Raw genomic sequence first — 17894 nt, 5'->3', positions numbered from 1 at the left:
TTTGGAGGTATGCCCGATGAATGTATTGAACCATCCGACCGATCACATCGCCCTCGTCGCGGCCGGACGCCGTCTGACATGGGGAGCGGTATGGAACGAGAGCGCACGTCTCGCTCACTACGTAAAGCGCACCGCACCCGATGCCCGTCACATCGGACTGTACGCAGCCAACAGCACCGATTACGTCATCGCCATCCACGCCGTCCTATTGCTCGGCAAAGTGCTCGTCCCGCTGAATACGCGGTTGACAAACAATGAGATCAAGACGCAACTCGAGACGGCGGATGTCGACCTCTTGCTCGTCGACGAAACGCTCGACGTCCCGGTTCCACAGCTCATGCTCACGATGCGCGACGCGGAACCCCTGGCCGGCCATCATACGTGGAAACAAGACGAGGTCATGTCGCTCATGTTCACGTCCGGAACGACAGGACGCGCGAAAGCGGTTAAACAGACGTACGGCAACCATGTCGCAAGCGCCGAGGCCGCTCGGCACCACCTAGGCTATGACGCACGCGATCGCATGCTCGTCGTCACCCCGCTATTTCATATGAGCGGGCTCGCTCAAGTGTACCGCGCCGCCTGCTTCGGTTCAACGTTGTACGTGGAAACGAAGTTCGAGGCCGTCCGGACACTTGACTTGATCGCAGCCGAATGCATCACCCACGTCTCACTCGTCGCCGTCATGCTCGATCGGTTGCTCGCAATCGGACTCGAGCGCCATGCTCTTCGCGTCGTGCTCGTCGGGGGTGGCCCGGTGCCACAACCGCTTCTTGAAGAGGCGGAGCGACGCCACATCCCCGTCGCCCAGACGTACGGGATGACCGAAACGTGTTCACAAGTCGCGACGTTACTCCCAGCGGAAGCACTCGATCGTCTCGGTTCGAGCGGTCGAGCCATTTTGCCGACACGAGTCCGCGTCAATTCGGATGGAGAAATCGAGGTGAGCGGACCGACCGTCACACCCGGCTACTATAAACAGCCCGAAGCCGATGCTTGGACGGAAGACGGGTTTTGGCGGACCGGAGATTTGGGTACAATCCAAGACGGTTATTTGTATGTCCACGATCGGAGGAGCGACTTGATCATCTCGGGAGGCGAGAACGTCTACCCGGCTGAAATCGAGAGCGTGCTCCGTCGTTGCCCTGGCATTGAAGATGCCGGGGTCACCGGCCGTAATGACGCGACATGGGGGACGGTCCCTGTCGCGTATATCGTCGGGTCGTATGACCCGCTCGAACTGGAACGCTTGTTGTCAGAACATCTCGCCAGCTACAAACATCCGAAGGCGTATCATATCGTCCGCGAACTGCCTCGCAACGCGAACGGGAAGCTGATGCGCCACCGCCTAAAGGAGACCGCCCATGATTCGACGCGCTGAATTATATATCGTCCCGTTGACGTTCAAACACCCGATCGTGACCGCCCATTCCGTCCTCTCGACGCGACGGACGATCATCCTCCGGCTCGAGACAACGGATGGTCTCGTCGGATACGGGGAAGGCGTCGCCTTCGAGACGCCTTGGTACACGGCAGAGACGGTCCGTTCGACAATCGATGTCTCGGAACTCATCACCAAACTGTTGGACGGCCAACCTGTGTCGCCGCAGTCGTTTCCGCCACGCTTCCGCTCCATCATCGGTCATCCGATGGCCAAGGCGATGTGGGAGAGTGCCTGTTGGGAAATTGAGGCGGCTCGTCAACAGAAGACACTGAAACAACTGCTCGGGGCGGGGGACACGGTCGCCTGCGGCCGGACGATCGGCATCGGTCTCTTGACCCAGACACTGAAAGCGATCGAAGGGGCACTCGAGACCGGATTCGATCGCATCAAGTTAAAGGCGGCACCCGAAGAGTTGTTGTATTCCTTGAACGAGATCCGGGCCGTATTTCCTGATGCCCCGCTCATGATCGATTTGAACGGTAGCGGGGTCGAACAGCCACTCTCGTGGTTCGAACAGTTGGATGCGTATCGCCTCTTGATGATCGAACAGCCGTTCCCGAGTACACATTGGGTCGCGTCTGCCGATTTACAGGCCCGGCTCGAGACACCGATTTGTCTCGACGAGTCCATCACTTGCCGGCAAGACGTTGAAACGATGACCCGCCTCGACGCTGGGCGCATCGTCAACATTAAACCGGCCCGTGTCGGCGGTTTGACCGAGGCGCTCGCCATTCGGGAAGCAAACGTACCGTATTGGGTCGGCGGCATGTATGAGTCCGCCATCGGTCGTTACCATACGCTTTTGTTCGCTTCCTTGAGCGGCGCCGCTTACCCGGCCGACATGGCCGGAACGAGCGCCTATTTCGAGACCGACCTGCTCGACACACCGCTTGAGGTCGAAGACGGAAAACTCATCATCCCGGACGACCCGCGGCCTGATTGGGCCCTGATACGACGTTTAGCCGAAGAGACGATTCAACTGAAGTAAAAAAGGCAGATGACGGGTGTCATCTGCCTTTTTATTCAACGGAACGAACCCGTCAACACTTCATAGCCGTCTTCGGTGACGACGACCGTATGTTCAAATTGCGATACGAGACTGTTGTTCGGCGTGAAGAGCGACCAGCCATCTTCTTCCGATTGATAGACGACTTCATCTTTCGTCGAGATGAACGTCTCGACGGCGATGACTTGACCGACTTTCAAAATATCGTTCTCTTCGCGGTTGTAATAGTTCGAGATTGACTCCGGCTCCCCGTGGAGCGTACGCCCTAATCCGTGTCCGGCCAGGTTGCGGATGACCGTGAAGCCATTTTTCCGGGCATCGGCATAGATCGCTTTCCCGATTTGGTTCACTTTCGTCCCGGCCCTCACTTTACTGAGCCCAGCCTCAAGCGACGTGAGCGATACTTCGACGAGACGTTCGTGCTGTGACGATTTTGGCGTACCCGCGATGACCGTCCGGCCTGTGTCCGCATAATAACCGTCTTTCACGGCGGAGACGTCGATATTGACGAGGTCTCCGTCTTGAATGACGAGATCACCCGGGATACCGTGCGCGGCAATCTCGTTGACCGAGATGCACGTGTAACCTGGGAACTCATACATCGTGATCGGCGCCGATGCCGCCCCTTCTGTTTCGAGAATCCGTTGGCCGATCTCGTCCAACTGTTTTGTCGTCATTCCCGGTGCGACGGCTTTCGCCATCTCATCTCGGGCCAAGGCGACGATGCGTCCAATTTCACGTAAAGCGTCGTAATCGTAATCAAGCATAGTTCATCCCTCTTTCAATCTAATAATCGGTTTTGATATAAGTAGTCTTCAGATAAATCGGCGAACAAGAACATACCGTCCGGAAGCGGATAGCTGAACGTTCGTGTCACTTCGTTCGAACTGAAGTCACGATAATCCTCGGACAAATAACCACGTCCGCGGACACTCATCGCCGCCATCGTCTGAATGAAGTACGGACGAAAACTCCAGTTGTAGCCACGGTACGTGTTGTCGACTTTCCATTCCGCGTCCGCCTGGTAGACGTTCGCGCTCGTCTGAAACCCGGTGCGGTCGGTCAAATAGTAACGGACGAACATCCCTTCAAGTTTGGCAGCGATATGCAGTAGCCATTCGTCCTTTTTGTCTTTCGACCATTTCCCGGTCTGAACGAGATCTTGGATTTGACGATGTAACTCAAACTCAAGCTCATATAAACGGCGCAGGCGTTCTTGATCGTGCAGGAAGAACGACGGGACTTCTTGGGTCAGGACGGTCATCCCATTCGTCTCTTGCTGGGGCGTCTCCGTCCGACGTCCGAGCAATCCTCCCATATAATAGCGCCCGCCGTGTTGCCAGGCGTAGCGCAGTTGGCCGACGTGGTCGATCGACTTATAAAGAAGCGGCGCCCCCAATCTCGAGGCAATATACTCCATCGTCTGGAGCATTTGCGGATACGTCACCGACAACGTCTTTTTCTCGACCATCGTCCCTAAATCGACGAGAAGAAGTTCCGGGGCGATAGCCATGATATCCTCGATGCTCGTCGATTCGGCAAAGTCGAGCGCAATCTTCACACCGTACGACCGATAATATTGGACGACGCGTGACAACCTGGACACGTCGACGAGATCGGTCCCTTGGATCGTCACATAAATGCGGTGGAGCGGGAAGTTCAATTCGTGTAACGGGGCTAAAAACGCTTCGCCCCCTTCCTCGAGAATCCACTCCGCCCGACAACGGAACGTCACGAACTGCTTCGCATCGCGTAGTTTCTCGGCGGCAATCCGCTCCATCCGCTTGGCGATATCGAGTTGATATTCGACCGGCACGTCGTCGTCATAAAAGAATGGCGTGAGCGAGTCTCCTCTGAACTGACCATGTACCATATAGCCTTCCACTTGAAACGTGGCGGCTCCAAGAATCGGTTCATACGTCACTTCGACTTCATCCGGATTCATCATCACGTCCACTGCATCCACACTCATCACCTCATCTTATATTTTCAAATAAGAAAGCGAGCCGGTATCAGCTCGCTCGTGTATGCACATACATATAGGCACCGAAACAAGCAATGAAATACACAATACTCATCACACCGTACCCGATACCCATCTTCCCGCCGACGCCGATTGCCATGACGAGCCAAATCATCGCGCCGAACAGTAATGTCGCTACGGGGATATATCGAAAATTAGGTCGGTCCGTCTTTGATATGATTGGCTTCAGCGCCAATACACATACTAATAGTATGACAAGACCGAAACTTAGTTCTACCATCCGTTGACACCTCATCCTTCCATCTCTACTCATCAAGTGTAGCATGACACCAAAAAAAAAACCGCAAATCCACTTAAGGAAATGCGGTTTTCGTTATTGATTAGTCACGCGGACGGCGTGGGCCACGGTCGTCTGAACGACGACGGTCGTCTCCACCGCTACGTTTGCCACGGTATCCACCGCCGCCACCGCTGCGTCCACCACGGTCACCGCCGCCACGACGTTCGCCGCCGCCACTGCGATTTCCACGGTATCCACCACGGTCGTTGCGTCCACCTTGACGCTTGACGCGTACTGGCTCTGCATACGAGATTTCAACCGGAGTTGAATCTGGCTCTTTCGTCAATCCACGAAGTGCCGCTGCAAGAAGCTCGACTGCTTCGTATTCTTCAAGAAGCTCAGTCGCAAGTTGCGTGTACGCTTTGAAGTCGCCCGCTTGTACACGTTCGATCAATTCTTCAGCCGTTTGCTTTTGGTTGCCCTCAAGCACTTCTGCGATTGTCGGTACGTGACGACGGTTCATTTTCTTGTTCGTTACACGTTCGATTGCTTTCACTTGACCGAATTCACGTGGCGTGATGAACGTAAGGGCTGTACCTGTTTTACCAGCACGGCCTGTACGTCCGATCCGGTGCACGTAGCTTTCCGGGTCTTGTGGTACATCGAAGTTGTATACGTGTGTGACACCTGTGATATCAAGACCACGTGCCGCGACGTCTGTTGCGACCAAGATGTCGATCGTGCCGTTTTTGAAACGACGGATGACTTGGTCACGCTTAGACTGTGTCAAGTCACCGTGAAGACCATCAGCCGTGTAGCCACGCTTGATGAGTGCTTCTGTCACTTCGTCAACACGCTTCTTCGTACGAGCGAAGATGATGCTGAGTTCTGGCGAGTCGATGTCGATCAAACGGCAAAGCGTATCGAATTTTTGGCCTTCGCGCAATTCGAGGAACTGTTGGTTGATGTTCTCAACTGTCATTTCCTTCGCTTTTACTTTGATGATCGTTGGCGACTTCATGAAGCGCTCAGCAATCTTCTTGATTTGTGGTGGCATCGTTGCCGAGAAGAGAAGCGTTTGACGCTCAACCGGTAGGCCTTTCAAAATCATCTCGATATCTTCCACGAAGCCCATGTTGAGCATTTCATCCGCCTCGTCCAAGATGACCGTTTGGATCTCGTCGAGTTTGATCGTCTTCCGTTTCATGTGGTCCATGAGACGTCCTGGTGTCGCAACGACGATTTGCGGGTTCTTTTTCAAGCCGCGGATTTGGCGATCGATTTGTTGACCACCGTAAACTGGGAGGGCGTATACGCGCTTCGCCTCACCGATTTTGTTCAATTCTTCTGCAACTTGAATCGCAAGTTCACGTGTCGGTGCAAGAACGAGTGCTTGGACTTGACGCGCCTTTGGATCGATTCGCTCAATTGTCGGAATACCGAAAGCTGCTGTTTTCCCTGTACCTGTTTGTGCTTGACCTAATACGTCCACTCCTGTGAGTGCGACAGGAATTGTCTCAGCTTGGATCGGTGTAGCTTCTTCGAAGCCCATTTTGAGTACACCTTTTACTAATGCTTCACTTAACTGTAAATCTTGGAATTTTGTCAAATTATATTCTCCTTTGTTCATACAAAAAACGTCTGAGGTTTAGTTCTGCAGACGTTCTTTCAATGTTTCCTCATAGTCAACTTTACTAACTATAACGTATTTGTTTCTAAAATGAAAGAAATACATTCTAAAACTTTTCATAGCCGTCTTGGCATGAGTAATCTTATTTCAATTTATACCCGTTGTCGAGCTTTTCAACTTGCTTTTCTTTCAATAACTTGCCGAGCGCCCGTTTGAACGCCGCTTTACTCATCCCGAACTCACGGTCGATGATATCAGGTGCCGTTTTGTCCCCGTAAGGCATCTGGCCCCCACGTTCTTCAATATAAGAGAGGATGCTGCCCGCATCGCCGTCGATCGCTTCATACGCCCGCGGTTTCATCGAGACGAGGACCGTCCCGTCTTGTTTCACTTGCGTCACGCGAACCGTTAGTTCTTCGCCGAGCCGCGGCCAACGTGTCATCTCCGCTTCATGCAAGAAGCCGAGCGATTCGTTCTCGACCCAGACGTTGACGCCGACATCCCGTCTGTTGACGACGATCGCCTGAACTTCTTGATTGCCCCACTCTTCTTTCGCAGGACGGGCGAGCAAGTTCAAATACGCATAATGTGCCGGTTCACCTAAAAGACGACCTTTTTGGTCATACTTTAAACGGACACATAACTTGTCGCCTTCTTTCGGCCAGTACGACCGATTTTCCGGAAGGTCGTCGAGTGAGACGAGCACGTCCTTTTGAATCCCGATGTTGACGAACACGCCCGTGTTATAACGTACACCGGTCACTTCAAACCATTCATAATCATCAAACGTCACGTTCGGGATCGTCATCGTCGAAGCGAGACGCCCTTCAGAATCGTGATATAAGAAGACACGCACCGTCTGCCCGACTGTGACTTCTTCTGTCTGTTCTTTTCGATGAAGCAACACTTCTTCGCGACCGTTGCCGATAAATACGCCAAAGTCAGCTGAACGTTCCGCAACTAAATCTACTACTTCTCCTGCACGTAATGCCATATAATCCACATCCTTTTTTCTTCTATTACTGTCAGTATACCTACCTACACACGTTCCTAATCATATCATGTTCGTTTTTCTCGCTCCAACCATATGTGAACATTTAGTGAACGTCCGAAAGTTTTCACTGCGCCAAATATTAAAACTATCTCTTTAAATCGTTACAACATTATGACAATTTCGTGAACGGTGATTTTCCATCTAGTATCCACTTTTTGAAAACGTTATTATAGAAGGAGTGATGTTTAATAATTAAGTTTCAGCCATGGCCGAACGGGGGATATATAATGTTTGATGTTCAATCTCGCTCTTTTGCGAAACGTTTCATGAAGGGACTATTGATTACGTTCTTCGCCCTTCTCGCTTCTCTCAGCTTTATTTTTTCGAACGGTGTCGATACGAACGTCTCGTCTTCCGTCACAATGGTCCAAGAGTAAGCGCCTCTCGCATAGAGAAGGCGTTTTTTTCTTTTGTTCGACAGAAAAAGGGATTATTCATCCAGTTGTCGAACGAACATAACGTTCGGGATTTACTTGAATCCATTCGGAAAGGAAGAGTCACTCATGCTATTTTACTTTCTCGCCACGATTCTCTCAGTCGTCGGTTTGTCCGTCTCGTTCCAAACCGGTTTTTTCAAAGATCCGACCGGGATGTTCTTGTTCGCGGCCTTGCTCGCGATGGGACTATCCTCGTTGAAGCAGCTCGCTTCCCAAACGAACGTCCTGTTAAAGGAACGTCGAGACCAAAAACGGATCAATCGGATCGTCGCTCGGATGCACTCGAGTTCACGTAAACGCTCTACATAACGCTCGTCTTCCGCGGTCAGTTTTGTTATTCTAATGAAGATAGTAGATCGCAAAACGGATTTATCCCGTAGGAGGCACATACACGTATGAACGAAATCCCCTTATCGAACGAATGGTTATTACGTTACTCACCGGTCATGGAGCTTTGGCTAAAAGAAGATGGCATCCTGCTCGTTGACGGGGACAACCGAATTCGGCTCACCCTTGAAATCGGGAGCGACCAGGCGATGCAAATTAAAAGCATCGAACAGGACGGTGCCTATTTCGTCGTTGACCCGGTGCATAAACGAATTACGTTCGAACTCGAGGAAGAAGAAGAGGAAAGCGATTCTCGCTTCTGGGAATAAGGTTTCATGCCGAAGAGTCGGATTCTCCGTGCGAGAAGAAGACTCTTTCTTATTGCGCGCTACACTGAAAGGAGACACACCTATGATTCGCACCGCTGTTTGGTTTTTCTCATTTTTCGCAGTATTGCCCGTCACGTTGCCTTTTATGAACAAGGCAAAAAAACTTGAAACGCCGGAGCGATACAGCTACGTTCAAGGCGTCGCTTATAAATGGGCAAGCTTTCTATTGAAGGTTGCCGGAGCGAAAGTCCGGGTTCACGGACAACAACACATCCCGAATGAGCCGGTCGTCTACGTCGCCAATCACCAAGGGAATTTCGATGTCCCCATCATGATAACAGCGACGAAACATCCGAAGGCGTTCATCTCGAAAATCGAAGTCCAAAAGTTCCCGATCATTCCCCGTTGGATGGAATTGATGGGTTGCATCTTCATCGACCGCAGTGACCGACGCCAGTCGATCAAGGCGATTCGTTCAGGTGTTGACACGATCAAATCGGGACAATCTATCATCATCTTTCCAGAAGGGACGCGTTCAAAAGGCGGCCCAATCAAAGAGTTCAAGGCCGGCAGTTTGACACTCGCAACGTCGAGCGGAGCTAAAATTGTTCCGGTCGCCATTCAAGGGAGTCATCATCTGCTCGAGACGACCAATCGCATCAAACCAGGTGTAGTCGATGTGACGTTTTTGCCTGCGATCGACCCGGCCGACATCCCGAACAAGGAAATCGCCGCGACCGTCGAAGCCGCAATCCGCCAAATCGTTGAAGGAGAGTTATCATGAGTTTACTTGCAATCGAAGGAATCCATAAAGAATTCGCCGACAAAGTGTTATTTGATGATGTCACGATGACGATTCATCCGGGTGACCGCATCGGCATCATCGGTGTCAACGGTTCGGGAAAATCGACGTTCATGAAAATCATCGCCGGCGTCGAGACGGCCGACCGCGGAACGATGCAGCATCCGAACGACTACCGCATCCGCTATTTGACACAGACGGTCGAATTCGCCGACGGACAGACCATCTTGGACGCTTTATTCACGAGCGATACGCCGTCTGTCCAGGCGCTGAAAGGATATGAACGGGCTCGTCAACAACTCGAGACCGACCCCTCGAGTGAGCAAAAACTGGAGCGCTTCATGAAAGCACAGCAAGCTGTCGACGCGGCCGACGCCTGGGAAACCGAGGCAAAATTGAAGTCAATCTTGAACCGGCTCGGTCTTCCGGACGTGACGGCTGAAGTCGGTTCGTTATCCGGTGGTCAACAAAAACGAGTTGCGTTGGCCGCTGCCCTGCTTGATGAAGCCGACCTCCTTTTGTTAGACGAGCCGACGAACGAACTTGACGCCGATACGATTTCCTGGCTCGAGACCGTTCTAGCCGATTATCGAGGAGCCATCCTGCTCATCACCCACGACCGCTACTTCTTGAACCGTGTCACGAACCACATTTTAGAGATTGCCGACGGGACGAGCTATTTCTATGACGGAAACTATGAGCTGTTTCTCGAGAAACGGGCCGAACGGAAAGCACGGACCCACTCGATGGAACAAAAACGGCAAAACATCTTACGGCGCGAGCTTGCGTGGCTTCGCCGCGGCGCCAAAGCCCGGACGACGAAACAGAAAGCCCGGATCCAACGCGTCGAGGACTTGAAGCATCAAGAGACACTCGCTGAAGACGAGACACTCGACGTGTCCGTCGGGTCACGCCGTCTCGGTAAGAAAGTCATTGACGTCGATGAGTTATCGTTCCAGTATGACGACACTCCGATCATCCGACAGTTCAGCTGGTTGTTCGGTCGCCGCGAACGATACGGCATCGTCGGCCCGAACGGGAGCGGAAAGACGACGCTCATGAACCTGCTCGCCAAACGGCTTGAACCGACGTCCGGTACAGTCGTGCACGGAGAGACAGTGCATCTCGGCTATTACGGACAGCAGGTCGAGTTCGAAGACACGTCACGCCGCGTCATCGACGAGATCGAACGGGTCGCCCAAGTCATTCACACGCCGGACGGCGAGTCGATCACGGCGAGCCAAATGCTCGAGCGGTTCTTATTTACGCCAGACGCCCAATACAAACCGATCGCAAAACTTTCCGGCGGCGAGAAACGACGTCTCGTCCTCCTTCGCATTTTAATGGACGAACCGAACGTCTTATTTTTAGACGAGCCGACGAACGACCTCGACACCGAGACGCTATCGGTGCTTGAGGATTATTTGGAGTCATTCCCTGGAACGGTCATCGCCGTCAGCCACGACCGCTATTTCTTAGACCGGATCGCCGGACAGCTCATCGCGTTTGAAGACGGTGCGATCAACGTCTATCATGCCGAATACAGTGACTACTTGGCCTCGCTCGAAGAGACGAAGGTTCAAGCGAAGAAAGAGCCGAAAGAGAAGAAAGAACGAGTCAAAACGGATGTCGTCAAGTTCACGTTCAAAGAACAGAAGGAATGGGAGACGATTGAGGACGATATCGCCTCGCTCGAGTCTGCCATCGAGGCGGCCGAGGCCCGCTTGGCCGAAGCCGGTAGCGACATCGGAAAAGTGAATGATGTGTACGCCGAAATCTCGACACTGAAAGAAGCGCTCGATTCGAAGATGGAGCGCTGGGAGTACTTGTCGGAGATTGATGAACAGATGCAAGCCCAGAAACGCTAAAAGGCAGGATCACGTCTCGTGATCCTGCCTTTCATGTATGTAGCTATACATGTAAACGTCATGCGCCCCACCGTTTTGACGCATATATTGCCGGAGCATGCCTTCTTGAAAGAATCCGTTCCGCTCAAGCAATTGTTGCGAGGCGACGTTCTCTGTATAGACGATTGCCCCGACTCGTTCAAACGCTGCCACATGAGCGGCATAGTCGAGCGCGCGCTGCAACGCCTCAGATGCGTAGCCGTTACGCCAATGGTCCGGATGAATCTCATACCCGATTTCAGCGCGTCGATGGCGCGGAACGAGATTATGAAAGCCGATCGTCCCAATCAACGTCAAATCGTCTTTACGTACAATCCCCCAACGGATGACCGTCCCTGCCTGCATCCCTTCAATCATGTTCGTCACCATGTGAACCGTCTCGTCAACTGTGGCGTGGGGTTCCATTCCATAATGCTTCAACACGGTCGCGTTCGAAAAAATCGGGAACAGCCGACTTGCATCGACCACCTCGAGCGGCCGCAATGTCAGCCGTTCCGTCTCTAACGTCGGAATCACGACAACGCTCATTTACTTACCAAGTTGTGCTGGAACGCATAAACGACGGCTTGGGTCCGGTCATACACGTCGAGCTTCGTCAAAATATTCGAGACGTGCGTCTTTACCGTTTTGAGAGAGATATAAAGCTCATCGGCGATGACTTGATTCGCCTTTCCTTCTGCCATCAGCTGTAAAATCTCACGTTCCCGTGCCGTCAGACTCTCATGAAGCGTCGTTTCTGGATGACGGAGGCGCTCGAGCATCTTACCGGTCACTTGAGCGGCCATGACCGGATTCCCCGCCGCTGTTTGACGAATCGCATCGGCAATCTCGTTGGCGTTCGCCGTCTTCAACACATAACTCATCGCACCGGCCTCGATGACCGGATACACTTTTTCATCGTCTAAGAAGCTCGTGACGACTAAAATCTTTGCTTCTTTCCAACTCGCTTTGATGCGTTTCGTCGACTCGACCCCGTCGACCGGCTCCATGACGAGGTCCATCAAGACGACGTCCGGTTTTTCCGCGATGGCGAGCTCCGCGCCCGTCGCCCCGTCCGAGGCCTCGCCGACGACTTCGATGTCGGGTTGCGTCGACAAGAAAGCCGACACCCCGGCCCGGACCATCTCATGGTCATCAATTAATACGACTCGAATCATTCCAATCCCTCCACTTGTTGTTTCACGCGCACTTCAATCTGAGTACCGGCACCAGGCACACTGACGAGACGTAACGTCCCACCGACCTCGGCCGTCCTCTCTCTTATCGATTGTAAGCCATATGAGGCGACTTGTGTATCATCGACATTAAACCCGATGCCGTCATCATTGATTTTTAAAATGACCGTCTGTTGGACGGTCCGCATCTCAATCTCGAGCCGCTTCGCCTTGGCGTGCCGGAGCGTGTTGCTGATCGCTTCTTGAACGATCCGGAACAGCTCGTTCTCCGTGTGACGGGATAAATGAACTTCTTCAAGCCGCCAGACAAGCTCGGTTGATTGTTTACGGGACAGCTCTTCTAACAACCGCTCGATCCCGGTCTTGAGCGTCATCCCTTCGAGCTCGACGGGACGAAGCTGCAACAAGAGCGAACGCATCTCGGCTTGGGCGGTTTGGGCCATCACTTCGACTTGTGCGATTTGTTTAGCGGCAACGTCCGGTTTGACGTCAATCGTCTGCTTGGCTGCCGTCGTCATCATCGAGATGGCGTACAGCTGTTGACTGACTGAGTCATGCAACTCGCGGGCAACACGGCGACGCTCTTCGACGACCGCCTCACTCCGTGCCTCCTCGACGCTGACAGGTCGGTCCCCGACCCGTTTGGCGACCTCGACCATCTCGGTGCGTTGTTTACTGATCCGCACGATCCGCTCTAACGTGTCGCGATATGGCGACAATGGACGAAACGTGATTTCTTTTTGGTTCTCTAATTTCCATAAGGCGTTCGCGACTTCTCGAAAATCGCGGCGTAAGTAAAAGTAGGACCCGACCCCGAACACACTGCCGATCAAAACGGCGATGACGAGGATGGACACACCGAAAGGCAACCCGTCTTCACGCGTGAACAAATCTCGGAGTGAAGTCGAGTCGCCTATTAAAAAGGCTAATGTGACGAACAGCGCCGTCAGCAGGCTGCTGAATAGTTGATGCCAGACGACCGTCCGTGGGTAAGAATCTTTTTTCATACCGTCATCACCTCGACACTTCCGCTCATGAGCACGATATGAATCCGGACTTTGCGCGTCGCCGTCGGATAGTCGTCCGACGCCGTATAGAAGCGACGGTTGAACACCGGCGAATAGTTCGATTCATCGACTTGGATTTTCCCAAATCCGATCGATGCATCAATCGAGTAATCATACCCTGCCGGAATGAGGATCCGTACGTCTCCCGCGAGGCCGTTCAACAGTAAGAACGTCTCACCTTCCGGAATGATGGCGCGCGACAAGTCCATCTCGACGTCTCGCAGCAAGAAAAATTCATTCGTGTCTTGCAACACGTAATGTCCCGACTCTTTCGTGCCGAATGAAAACGCCTGCTCTTGCCGGAGGTGTGAGCGGAAACGGTTCGATTCGAGCGGACGGTTTTTATATAATCGATATCCGAACATGAGCAACAGTCCCGATAAGACGAACCCGAACGCGGCTGACGAAAAGATGAGTCCGACGAGCATAATGCCGCCGATGCCATAAAAGACATAGCTGACCGGCTGATTTCCTTTCCGGCTGAAACGACGACCGATATAAAGCAGGAGTAGCGGTAAAATCATACTAAACAAGATGCTGTTGCCACCTGTCACGATATCGATGAACAGGCCGACGGCAAATAAAATGATCATGAATCCGATAATTTGTCGTGTGTTCCAACGCTCCACTCTGCTTCCCCCTCTCTTACGATATGTACAATGAAGCAAAGAAGCGATGGTCCGAACAAATCGCGGACCATCGCCGAACCGTTGCGTCAGTCCTGCTTGAAACGACGCTCAAGTTCTTTTAATTTTGCTTCGAAGTCATCCTCATCCGCCGAATCGACCGATTCTTCCGGAGCTGACTCTTTCTTCTCTTCCTCTTCTGTGAACGGATGCGATTTTGACGTGTCCGCCCCGAAGATTTGATCGAGCGCGCCTTTCAACAAATCCATGTTTTGACGCATCGCGAACTCGTAACGTTTGTTTTGCATCTCATCGAGTTTCAAACGCATCTCAAGGGCCCGGCGTTCGAGGGCATCGAGTTCACGTGTTCCTTCATCAATCAAGCCTTCGAAGTAACGATACTGTTCCCCGTAATGTTTCGATTCAAGGGCAGCCCGTTCAGCAAGCTTCTCTTCGCCCGCTTTTTTCGCCAGTTCCGTCTGCTCGTAACGCTTGTCGGCCATCTGTTTGGCGTCATCGCGTTTTGTCGCCAATTCTTCAAGCAACGCTTTTTGACGCTCGACGAGACGCTCGACCGACAACGCTTCTTTTTCAGCGCCACGGATGTGACGGTTCAATTCGGCTTCCCCGCTCGTGCGTGGTGCCTCTTTGTCTTGATACTTCTTCATTTCTTTCGATATCTCTTTCGTCAACTCGTTAGCTAAATCACGAAACTGGTCAAATGGTGTCTTCATCATAATATCCTCCTTGTGAATCTTAGCGACGGTTTACAAATTTCTGCCAAACTTGGTCGAACGATTGAAAGCTACTTCCGCTCGCACGCGACCCGTCCGCATTAAAAATCTCGACATCCCGCTTTTGGTTGGCATACATCATATACCCTTTAAACAGCACCCAAGCCACCAAAATTCCGATCAATGCCCAAATATTCGACAATACCGTGAGAATTCCGACTACGGCGAGTGCGCCGTAACCGATTTTTGCGCCGACATGTGTCACAGCCATGAATCTGACTCCAGCCCACAGTGCTAAGAGCGCCCCCAAACCAAATAAGATCATATTTGGTAAAAAGCCGATTAGAACGAGAACTAAAGAGATCGCGGCCACGATGAACAGCACTTGCTTCACCTGGCGATTCATCTGTCATCCCTCCTCGTTAAGTACACTCTTATCATAATACGTTATTTTTCGAGATGCGACGAGCGGAAGGCCTGTTTTCCCTCGGTCTGAAGACTGAGATGTTAGCGTTCTCAATCGATGTGGTATACTACTGCTATCGAACAACGAAAGGATGATGTTTTATGAGCACCGTAATCCATGCAGTACCGACCTTGTCAGCCAATCGGAGGGCGACCGTCCTCCACCACTAAGAGGAGGATTCTATTTGAATCAAACAACAATCACAACGGGACGTGTCACGGCACAGTTCCAACATATGTACACCGTCACGACCGAGAACGAGGCCTATACGTGTAGCGTCTCCGGAAAATTCCGACACGAGGCCGAGAGCGAGCGCGACTATCCTGTCATCGGCGATTATGTCGAGTTCACCGTTCGCGAGCATGGTCAAGGCTTGATTCGACGTCTCCTTGAGCGGCGCACTGTCCTTTCACGGGCAGCCGCCGGCAACGAGACGCGCGAACAGCTGATCTGCGCGAACGTCGACTATATTTTGATCACGATGGCGTGCGGGCACGATTTCAACTTGCGCCGCCTCGAGCGCTATTCACTCGCCGCATGGGAGACCGGGGCCACACCGCTCATCGTCTTGACGAAGTCGGATCAAGTCGAGGACGTGAATGGACTCGTCTCGGACCTCACGTTGACGGTGCCTGGTGTCGATGTCCACCCCGTCAGCTCGGTCACCGGGAATGGGGTCGAAACACTACGCAACGCATTGCCGAACGGGAGCACGATTGCCCTCGTCGGTTCATCCGGTGTCGGGAAGTCGACACTAACGAACGCACTCGCCGGAGAGACGATTGCCGCGACTCAGGCCGTTCGTGAGAGCGATGAACGAGGCAAGCACACGACGACACATCGCGCCTTGTTCGCAGTCGACGGCCTATTCGTCATCGACACCCCTGGGATGCGCGAGTTCGGGCTTTGGGACGGCGCCGACCATCTCGACGACACGTTTCGGGATATCGAGGCGCTCGCTGATGCCTGCCGGTTCCGCGACTGCTCGCATCAGGCAGAGCCAGGCTGTGCGATCCGGCAGGCGATCGAATCTGGAACGCTTGACGCGAAACGGTATCAAAGTTTCGTCAAACTCGAGCGCGAACTCCGCTACGCCGAGAAACGGCAAGCCGAAGCGGCCCGTCTCGCCGAGAAGAAGAAGAAGCGAAAAATGAAAAGTTGATGACGAGGAAGTTGCGAGCTGATTCGCAACTTCCTTTGTTGGTTTCAAGCTATGTCACCAAGTCCTATAAGCAATCCAACATTTGTGAACAATCGTTCAGAAATCGTTTCGGGAAATGTAGGCAAAAGCCTCGAAAGTAAGCGGTTTCTTCGCTACAATGGATTCGTTGTGACAGATAAAAAAATCGCTTGGACATAGGGAGAGACTTATGAAAACATTGAACGAACGCGCACTCGAGATGCATGCTTTCCATCACGGAAAATTAGAAACGACTCCGAAAGTCGAGGTCGACACGAAAGAGGCGCTCAGCCTCGCCTACTCGCCCGGTGTGGCCGAGCCGTGCCGGCGTATCGCTGACGATAAAGAGCTATCCTATGACTATACACTCCGGGCCAATACCGTCGCCGTCGTCTCGGACGGCAGCGCCGTCCTCGGTCTTGGCAACATCGGACCTGAGGCCGCCCTCCCGGTCATGGAAGGGAAAGCCGTTTTGTTTAAAAGCTTCGCTGGGGTCGATGCGTTCCCAATCTGCCTCGACACGCATGACGTCGACGAGATCGTCCGAACGGTCGAACTGCTCGCTCCGACGTTCGGTGCCGTCAACTTAGAAGACATCAAAGCACCCGAATGTTTTGAGATCGAGGCCCGTTTAAAACAATCGCTCCCGATTCCCGTCTTTCATGACGATCAACACGGCACGGCCATCGTCGTCTTGGCCGGTCTCGTCAACGCGCTACGCCTTGTCGACAAGACGATGCCTGAACTCCGTGTCGTCATGAACGGAGCAGGCGCCGCGGGCATCGCTATCGCCAAACTGTTGAAGCGTTTCGGCGTCGAGGACCTCGTTATCTGTGACACGAAAGGCGCGATTTATGAAGGACGCGTCGAAGGGATGAACCCGTTCAAAGATCAAATCGCCAAAGCGACGAACAAAAAACAACACGAAGGGTCGCTTGATGACGTGCTCGAAGGGGCCGACGTCTTTATCGGTGTCTCGGCAGCCGGCGCCGTCACGGAAGATATGGTCCGTTCGATGGCGACAGACCCAATCATTTTTGCCCTCGCGAACCCAATCCCGGAGATCATGCCGGACCTTGCCACAAGCGCCGGGGCCCGTGTCGTCGCGACCGGCCGCTCGGACTTCGCGAACCAAGTGAACAACGTCCTCGCCTTCCCGGGAATTTTCCGCGGCGCGCTTGATGTTCGCGCGACAGAAATCAACGAAGAGATGAAGGAAGCGGCCGTCCATGCGATCGCCGACTTATTGACCGAGGAAGATCTCGTGAACGGGGTCGTCATTCCGAGCCCGTTCGATGAACGTGTCGCACCGGCCGTCGCCGTAGCCGTCGCGAGAGCCGCCGTCGAGACGGGTGTCGCCAAACGTCCGCTCGATGAGGCCGCCATCCGCCTGCACGTTAGTCAAAAACATCTATAAGAAAACTGCGCAGCCCCTCGGGGCTACGG

General features: G+C 53.0%; 20 protein-coding genes. 9 read left to right on the top strand and 11 right to left on the bottom strand.

From position 1 onward, the window contains the following. Nucleotides 1-16 precede the first annotated feature (16 nt). Nucleotides 17-1381: an o-succinylbenzoate--CoA ligase gene (gene menE / locus L971_RS07650; RefSeq protein ID WP_024371630.1), complete on the top strand. Its 1365-nt coding sequence runs from the start codon at nt 17-19 to the stop codon at nt 1379-1381. After that, on the top strand, nt 1365-2432 hold the full coding sequence (gene menC, locus L971_RS07645) for an o-succinylbenzoate synthase (RefSeq protein ID WP_047375283.1): 1068 nt from the start codon (nt 1365-1367) through the stop codon (nt 2430-2432). Before menE ends, menC begins: the two co-directional genes overlap by 17 nt. 35 nt (nt 2433-2467) lie before the next feature. On the opposite strand, the gene map is transcribed toward menC, so the two are convergent. The 5 genes from map to L971_RS07620 all read right to left on the bottom strand — a co-directional run bounded on the left by map (nt 2468) and on the right by L971_RS07620 (nt 7338). Continuing rightward, nucleotides 2468-3217: a type I methionyl aminopeptidase gene (gene map / locus L971_RS07640; protein ID WP_029335921.1), complete on the bottom strand. Its 750-nt coding sequence runs from the start codon at nt 3215-3217 to the stop codon at nt 2468-2470. 14 nt (nt 3218-3231) lie between these two features. Beyond that, nucleotides 3232-4422 (bottom strand): EAL-associated domain-containing protein, encoded by a 1191-nt coding sequence (locus L971_RS07635; protein ID WP_231557578.1) that lies wholly within the window; start codon nt 4420-4422, stop codon nt 3232-3234. 40 nt (nt 4423-4462) lie between these two features. Continuing rightward, a complete protein-coding gene (locus L971_RS07630) occupies nt 4463-4714 on the bottom strand; it encodes a hypothetical protein (RefSeq protein ID WP_047375281.1) in 252 nt (83 codons plus the stop codon). A gap of 100 nt (nt 4715-4814) precedes the next feature. Continuing rightward, nucleotides 4815-6323 (bottom strand): DEAD/DEAH box helicase, encoded by a 1509-nt coding sequence (locus L971_RS07625; RefSeq protein WP_024371635.1) that lies wholly within the window; start codon nt 6321-6323, stop codon nt 4815-4817. Nucleotides 6324-6486: 163 nt separating this feature from the next. Beyond that, on the bottom strand, nt 6487-7338 hold the full coding sequence (locus L971_RS07620; RefSeq protein WP_024371636.1) for a S1 RNA-binding domain-containing protein: 852 nt from the start codon (nt 7336-7338) through the stop codon (nt 6487-6489). A 287-nt stretch (nt 7339-7625) separates the two neighbouring features. On the opposite strand from L971_RS07620, the gene L971_RS15170 reads away from it, so the two are divergent. From L971_RS15170 to L971_RS07600, 5 genes are all read left to right on the top strand, one after another. Then, nucleotides 7626-7775: a hypothetical protein gene (locus L971_RS15170; protein ID WP_167331252.1), complete on the top strand. Its 150-nt coding sequence runs from the start codon at nt 7626-7628 to the stop codon at nt 7773-7775. A 126-nt stretch (nt 7776-7901) separates the two neighbouring features. After that, nucleotides 7902-8144, top strand: a complete 243-nt coding sequence (locus L971_RS07615) for a hypothetical protein (RefSeq protein WP_024371637.1) — start codon at nt 7902-7904, stop codon at nt 8142-8144. 86 nt (nt 8145-8230) lie between these two features. Beyond that, entirely contained in the window at nt 8231-8491 is a 261-nt protein-coding gene (locus L971_RS07610; protein ID WP_024371638.1) for a hypothetical protein, read from the top strand. 82 nt (nt 8492-8573) lie between these two features. Then, nucleotides 8574-9275, top strand: a complete 702-nt coding sequence (locus tag L971_RS07605; protein ID WP_047375279.1) for a 1-acyl-sn-glycerol-3-phosphate acyltransferase — start codon at nt 8574-8576, stop codon at nt 9273-9275. Further along, nucleotides 9272-11161, top strand: a complete 1890-nt coding sequence (locus L971_RS07600; protein WP_024371640.1) for an ABC-F family ATP-binding cassette domain-containing protein — start codon at nt 9272-9274, stop codon at nt 11159-11161. The genes L971_RS07605 and L971_RS07600 overlap by 4 nt, the downstream gene beginning before the upstream one ends. Before the next feature lie 9 nt (nt 11162-11170). Here L971_RS07600 and L971_RS07595 read toward each other — a convergent pair whose 3' ends face one another. The 6 genes from L971_RS07595 to L971_RS07570 form a co-directional block, all read right to left on the bottom strand. Then, the gene (locus tag L971_RS07595) at nt 11171-11716 is read right to left on the bottom strand and encodes a GNAT family N-acetyltransferase (protein ID WP_047375310.1); all 546 of its coding nucleotides are present in this window, start codon (nt 11714-11716) and stop codon (nt 11171-11173) included. Between the two features lie 8 nt (nt 11717-11724). After that, on the bottom strand, nt 11725-12357 hold the full coding sequence (locus tag L971_RS07590) for a response regulator transcription factor (RefSeq protein ID WP_024371642.1): 633 nt from the start codon (nt 12355-12357) through the stop codon (nt 11725-11727). Beyond that, nucleotides 12354-13382, bottom strand: coding sequence for a sensor histidine kinase (locus L971_RS07585; RefSeq protein ID WP_047375277.1), 1029 nt, complete (start codon nt 13380-13382; stop codon nt 12354-12356). The genes L971_RS07590 and L971_RS07585 overlap by 4 nt, the downstream gene beginning before the upstream one ends. Then, nucleotides 13379-14071: a cell wall-active antibiotics response protein LiaF gene (gene liaF, locus L971_RS07580; RefSeq protein ID WP_047375274.1), complete on the bottom strand. Its 693-nt coding sequence runs from the start codon at nt 14069-14071 to the stop codon at nt 13379-13381. Before liaF ends, L971_RS07585 begins: the two co-directional genes overlap by 4 nt. Nucleotides 14072-14157: 86 nt before the next feature. Next, nucleotides 14158-14802, bottom strand: coding sequence for a PspA/IM30 family protein (locus tag L971_RS07575; RefSeq protein WP_024371645.1), 645 nt, complete (start codon nt 14800-14802; stop codon nt 14158-14160). Between the two features lie 22 nt (nt 14803-14824). Next, nucleotides 14825-15208, bottom strand: coding sequence for a hypothetical protein (locus tag L971_RS07570; RefSeq protein WP_024371646.1), 384 nt, complete (start codon nt 15206-15208; stop codon nt 14825-14827). Between the two features lie 244 nt (nt 15209-15452). On the opposite strand from L971_RS07570, the gene rsgA reads away from it, so the two are divergent. Next, on the top strand, nt 15453-16430 hold the full coding sequence (gene rsgA / locus L971_RS07565) for a ribosome small subunit-dependent GTPase A (protein ID WP_047375271.1): 978 nt from the start codon (nt 15453-15455) through the stop codon (nt 16428-16430). A 208-nt stretch (nt 16431-16638) separates the two neighbouring features. After that, on the top strand, nt 16639-17865 hold the full coding sequence (locus L971_RS07560) for an NADP-dependent malic enzyme (RefSeq protein WP_047375269.1): 1227 nt from the start codon (nt 16639-16641) through the stop codon (nt 17863-17865). The last annotated feature ends 29 nt before the right edge of the window (nt 17866-17894 follow it).

It is taken from the genome of Exiguobacterium sp. ZOR0005 (assembly GCF_000798975.1).
In the GTDB taxonomy this organism is placed as follows: domain Bacteria; phylum Bacillota; class Bacilli; order Exiguobacteriales; family Exiguobacteriaceae; genus Exiguobacterium; species Exiguobacterium aurantiacum.
Note: the sequence above shows the minus strand (reverse complement) of the source record. Positions and strands in the feature narration are given on the sequence as shown.

Excerpts from the sequence above, each read along its gene's own strand:
- L971_RS07570 (WP_024371646.1), bottom strand. The coding sequence starts at position 15,208 with ATGAATCGCCAGGTGAAGCAAGTGCTGTTCATCGTGGCCGCGATCTCT.
- menE (WP_024371630.1), top strand. The coding sequence starts at position 17 with ATGAATGTATTGAACCATCCGACCGATCACATCGCCCTCGTCGCGGCC.
- menC (WP_047375283.1), top strand. The coding sequence starts at position 1,365 with ATGATTCGACGCGCTGAATTATATATCGTCCCGTTGACGTTCAAACAC.
- L971_RS07600 (WP_024371640.1), top strand. The coding sequence starts at position 9,272 with ATGAGTTTACTTGCAATCGAAGGAATCCATAAAGAATTCGCCGACAAA.
- map (WP_029335921.1), bottom strand. The coding sequence starts at position 3,217 with ATGCTTGATTACGATTACGACGCTTTACGTGAAATTGGACGCATCGTC.
- L971_RS07560 (WP_047375269.1), top strand. The coding sequence starts at position 16,639 with ATGAAAACATTGAACGAACGCGCACTCGAGATGCATGCTTTCCATCAC.
- L971_RS07585 (WP_047375277.1), bottom strand. The coding sequence starts at position 13,382 with ATGAAAAAAGATTCTTACCCACGGACGGTCGTCTGGCATCAACTATTC.
- L971_RS07590 (WP_024371642.1), bottom strand. The coding sequence starts at position 12,357 with ATGATTCGAGTCGTATTAATTGATGACCATGAGATGGTCCGGGCCGGG.
- L971_RS07635 (WP_231557578.1), bottom strand. The coding sequence starts at position 4,422 with ATGAGTGTGGATGCAGTGGACGTGATGATGAATCCGGATGAAGTCGAA.
- L971_RS15170 (WP_167331252.1), top strand. The coding sequence starts at position 7,626 with ATGTTTGATGTTCAATCTCGCTCTTTTGCGAAACGTTTCATGAAGGGA.
- L971_RS07615 (WP_024371637.1), top strand. The coding sequence starts at position 7,902 with ATGCTATTTTACTTTCTCGCCACGATTCTCTCAGTCGTCGGTTTGTCC.
- L971_RS07575 (WP_024371645.1), bottom strand. The coding sequence starts at position 14,802 with ATGAAGACACCATTTGACCAGTTTCGTGATTTAGCTAACGAGTTGACG.
- L971_RS07605 (WP_047375279.1), top strand. The coding sequence starts at position 8,574 with ATGATTCGCACCGCTGTTTGGTTTTTCTCATTTTTCGCAGTATTGCCC.
- L971_RS07620 (WP_024371636.1), bottom strand. The coding sequence starts at position 7,338 with ATGGCATTACGTGCAGGAGAAGTAGTAGATTTAGTTGCGGAACGTTCA.
- L971_RS07610 (WP_024371638.1), top strand. The coding sequence starts at position 8,231 with ATGAACGAAATCCCCTTATCGAACGAATGGTTATTACGTTACTCACCG.
- L971_RS07630 (WP_047375281.1), bottom strand. The coding sequence starts at position 4,714 with ATGGTAGAACTAAGTTTCGGTCTTGTCATACTATTAGTATGTGTATTG.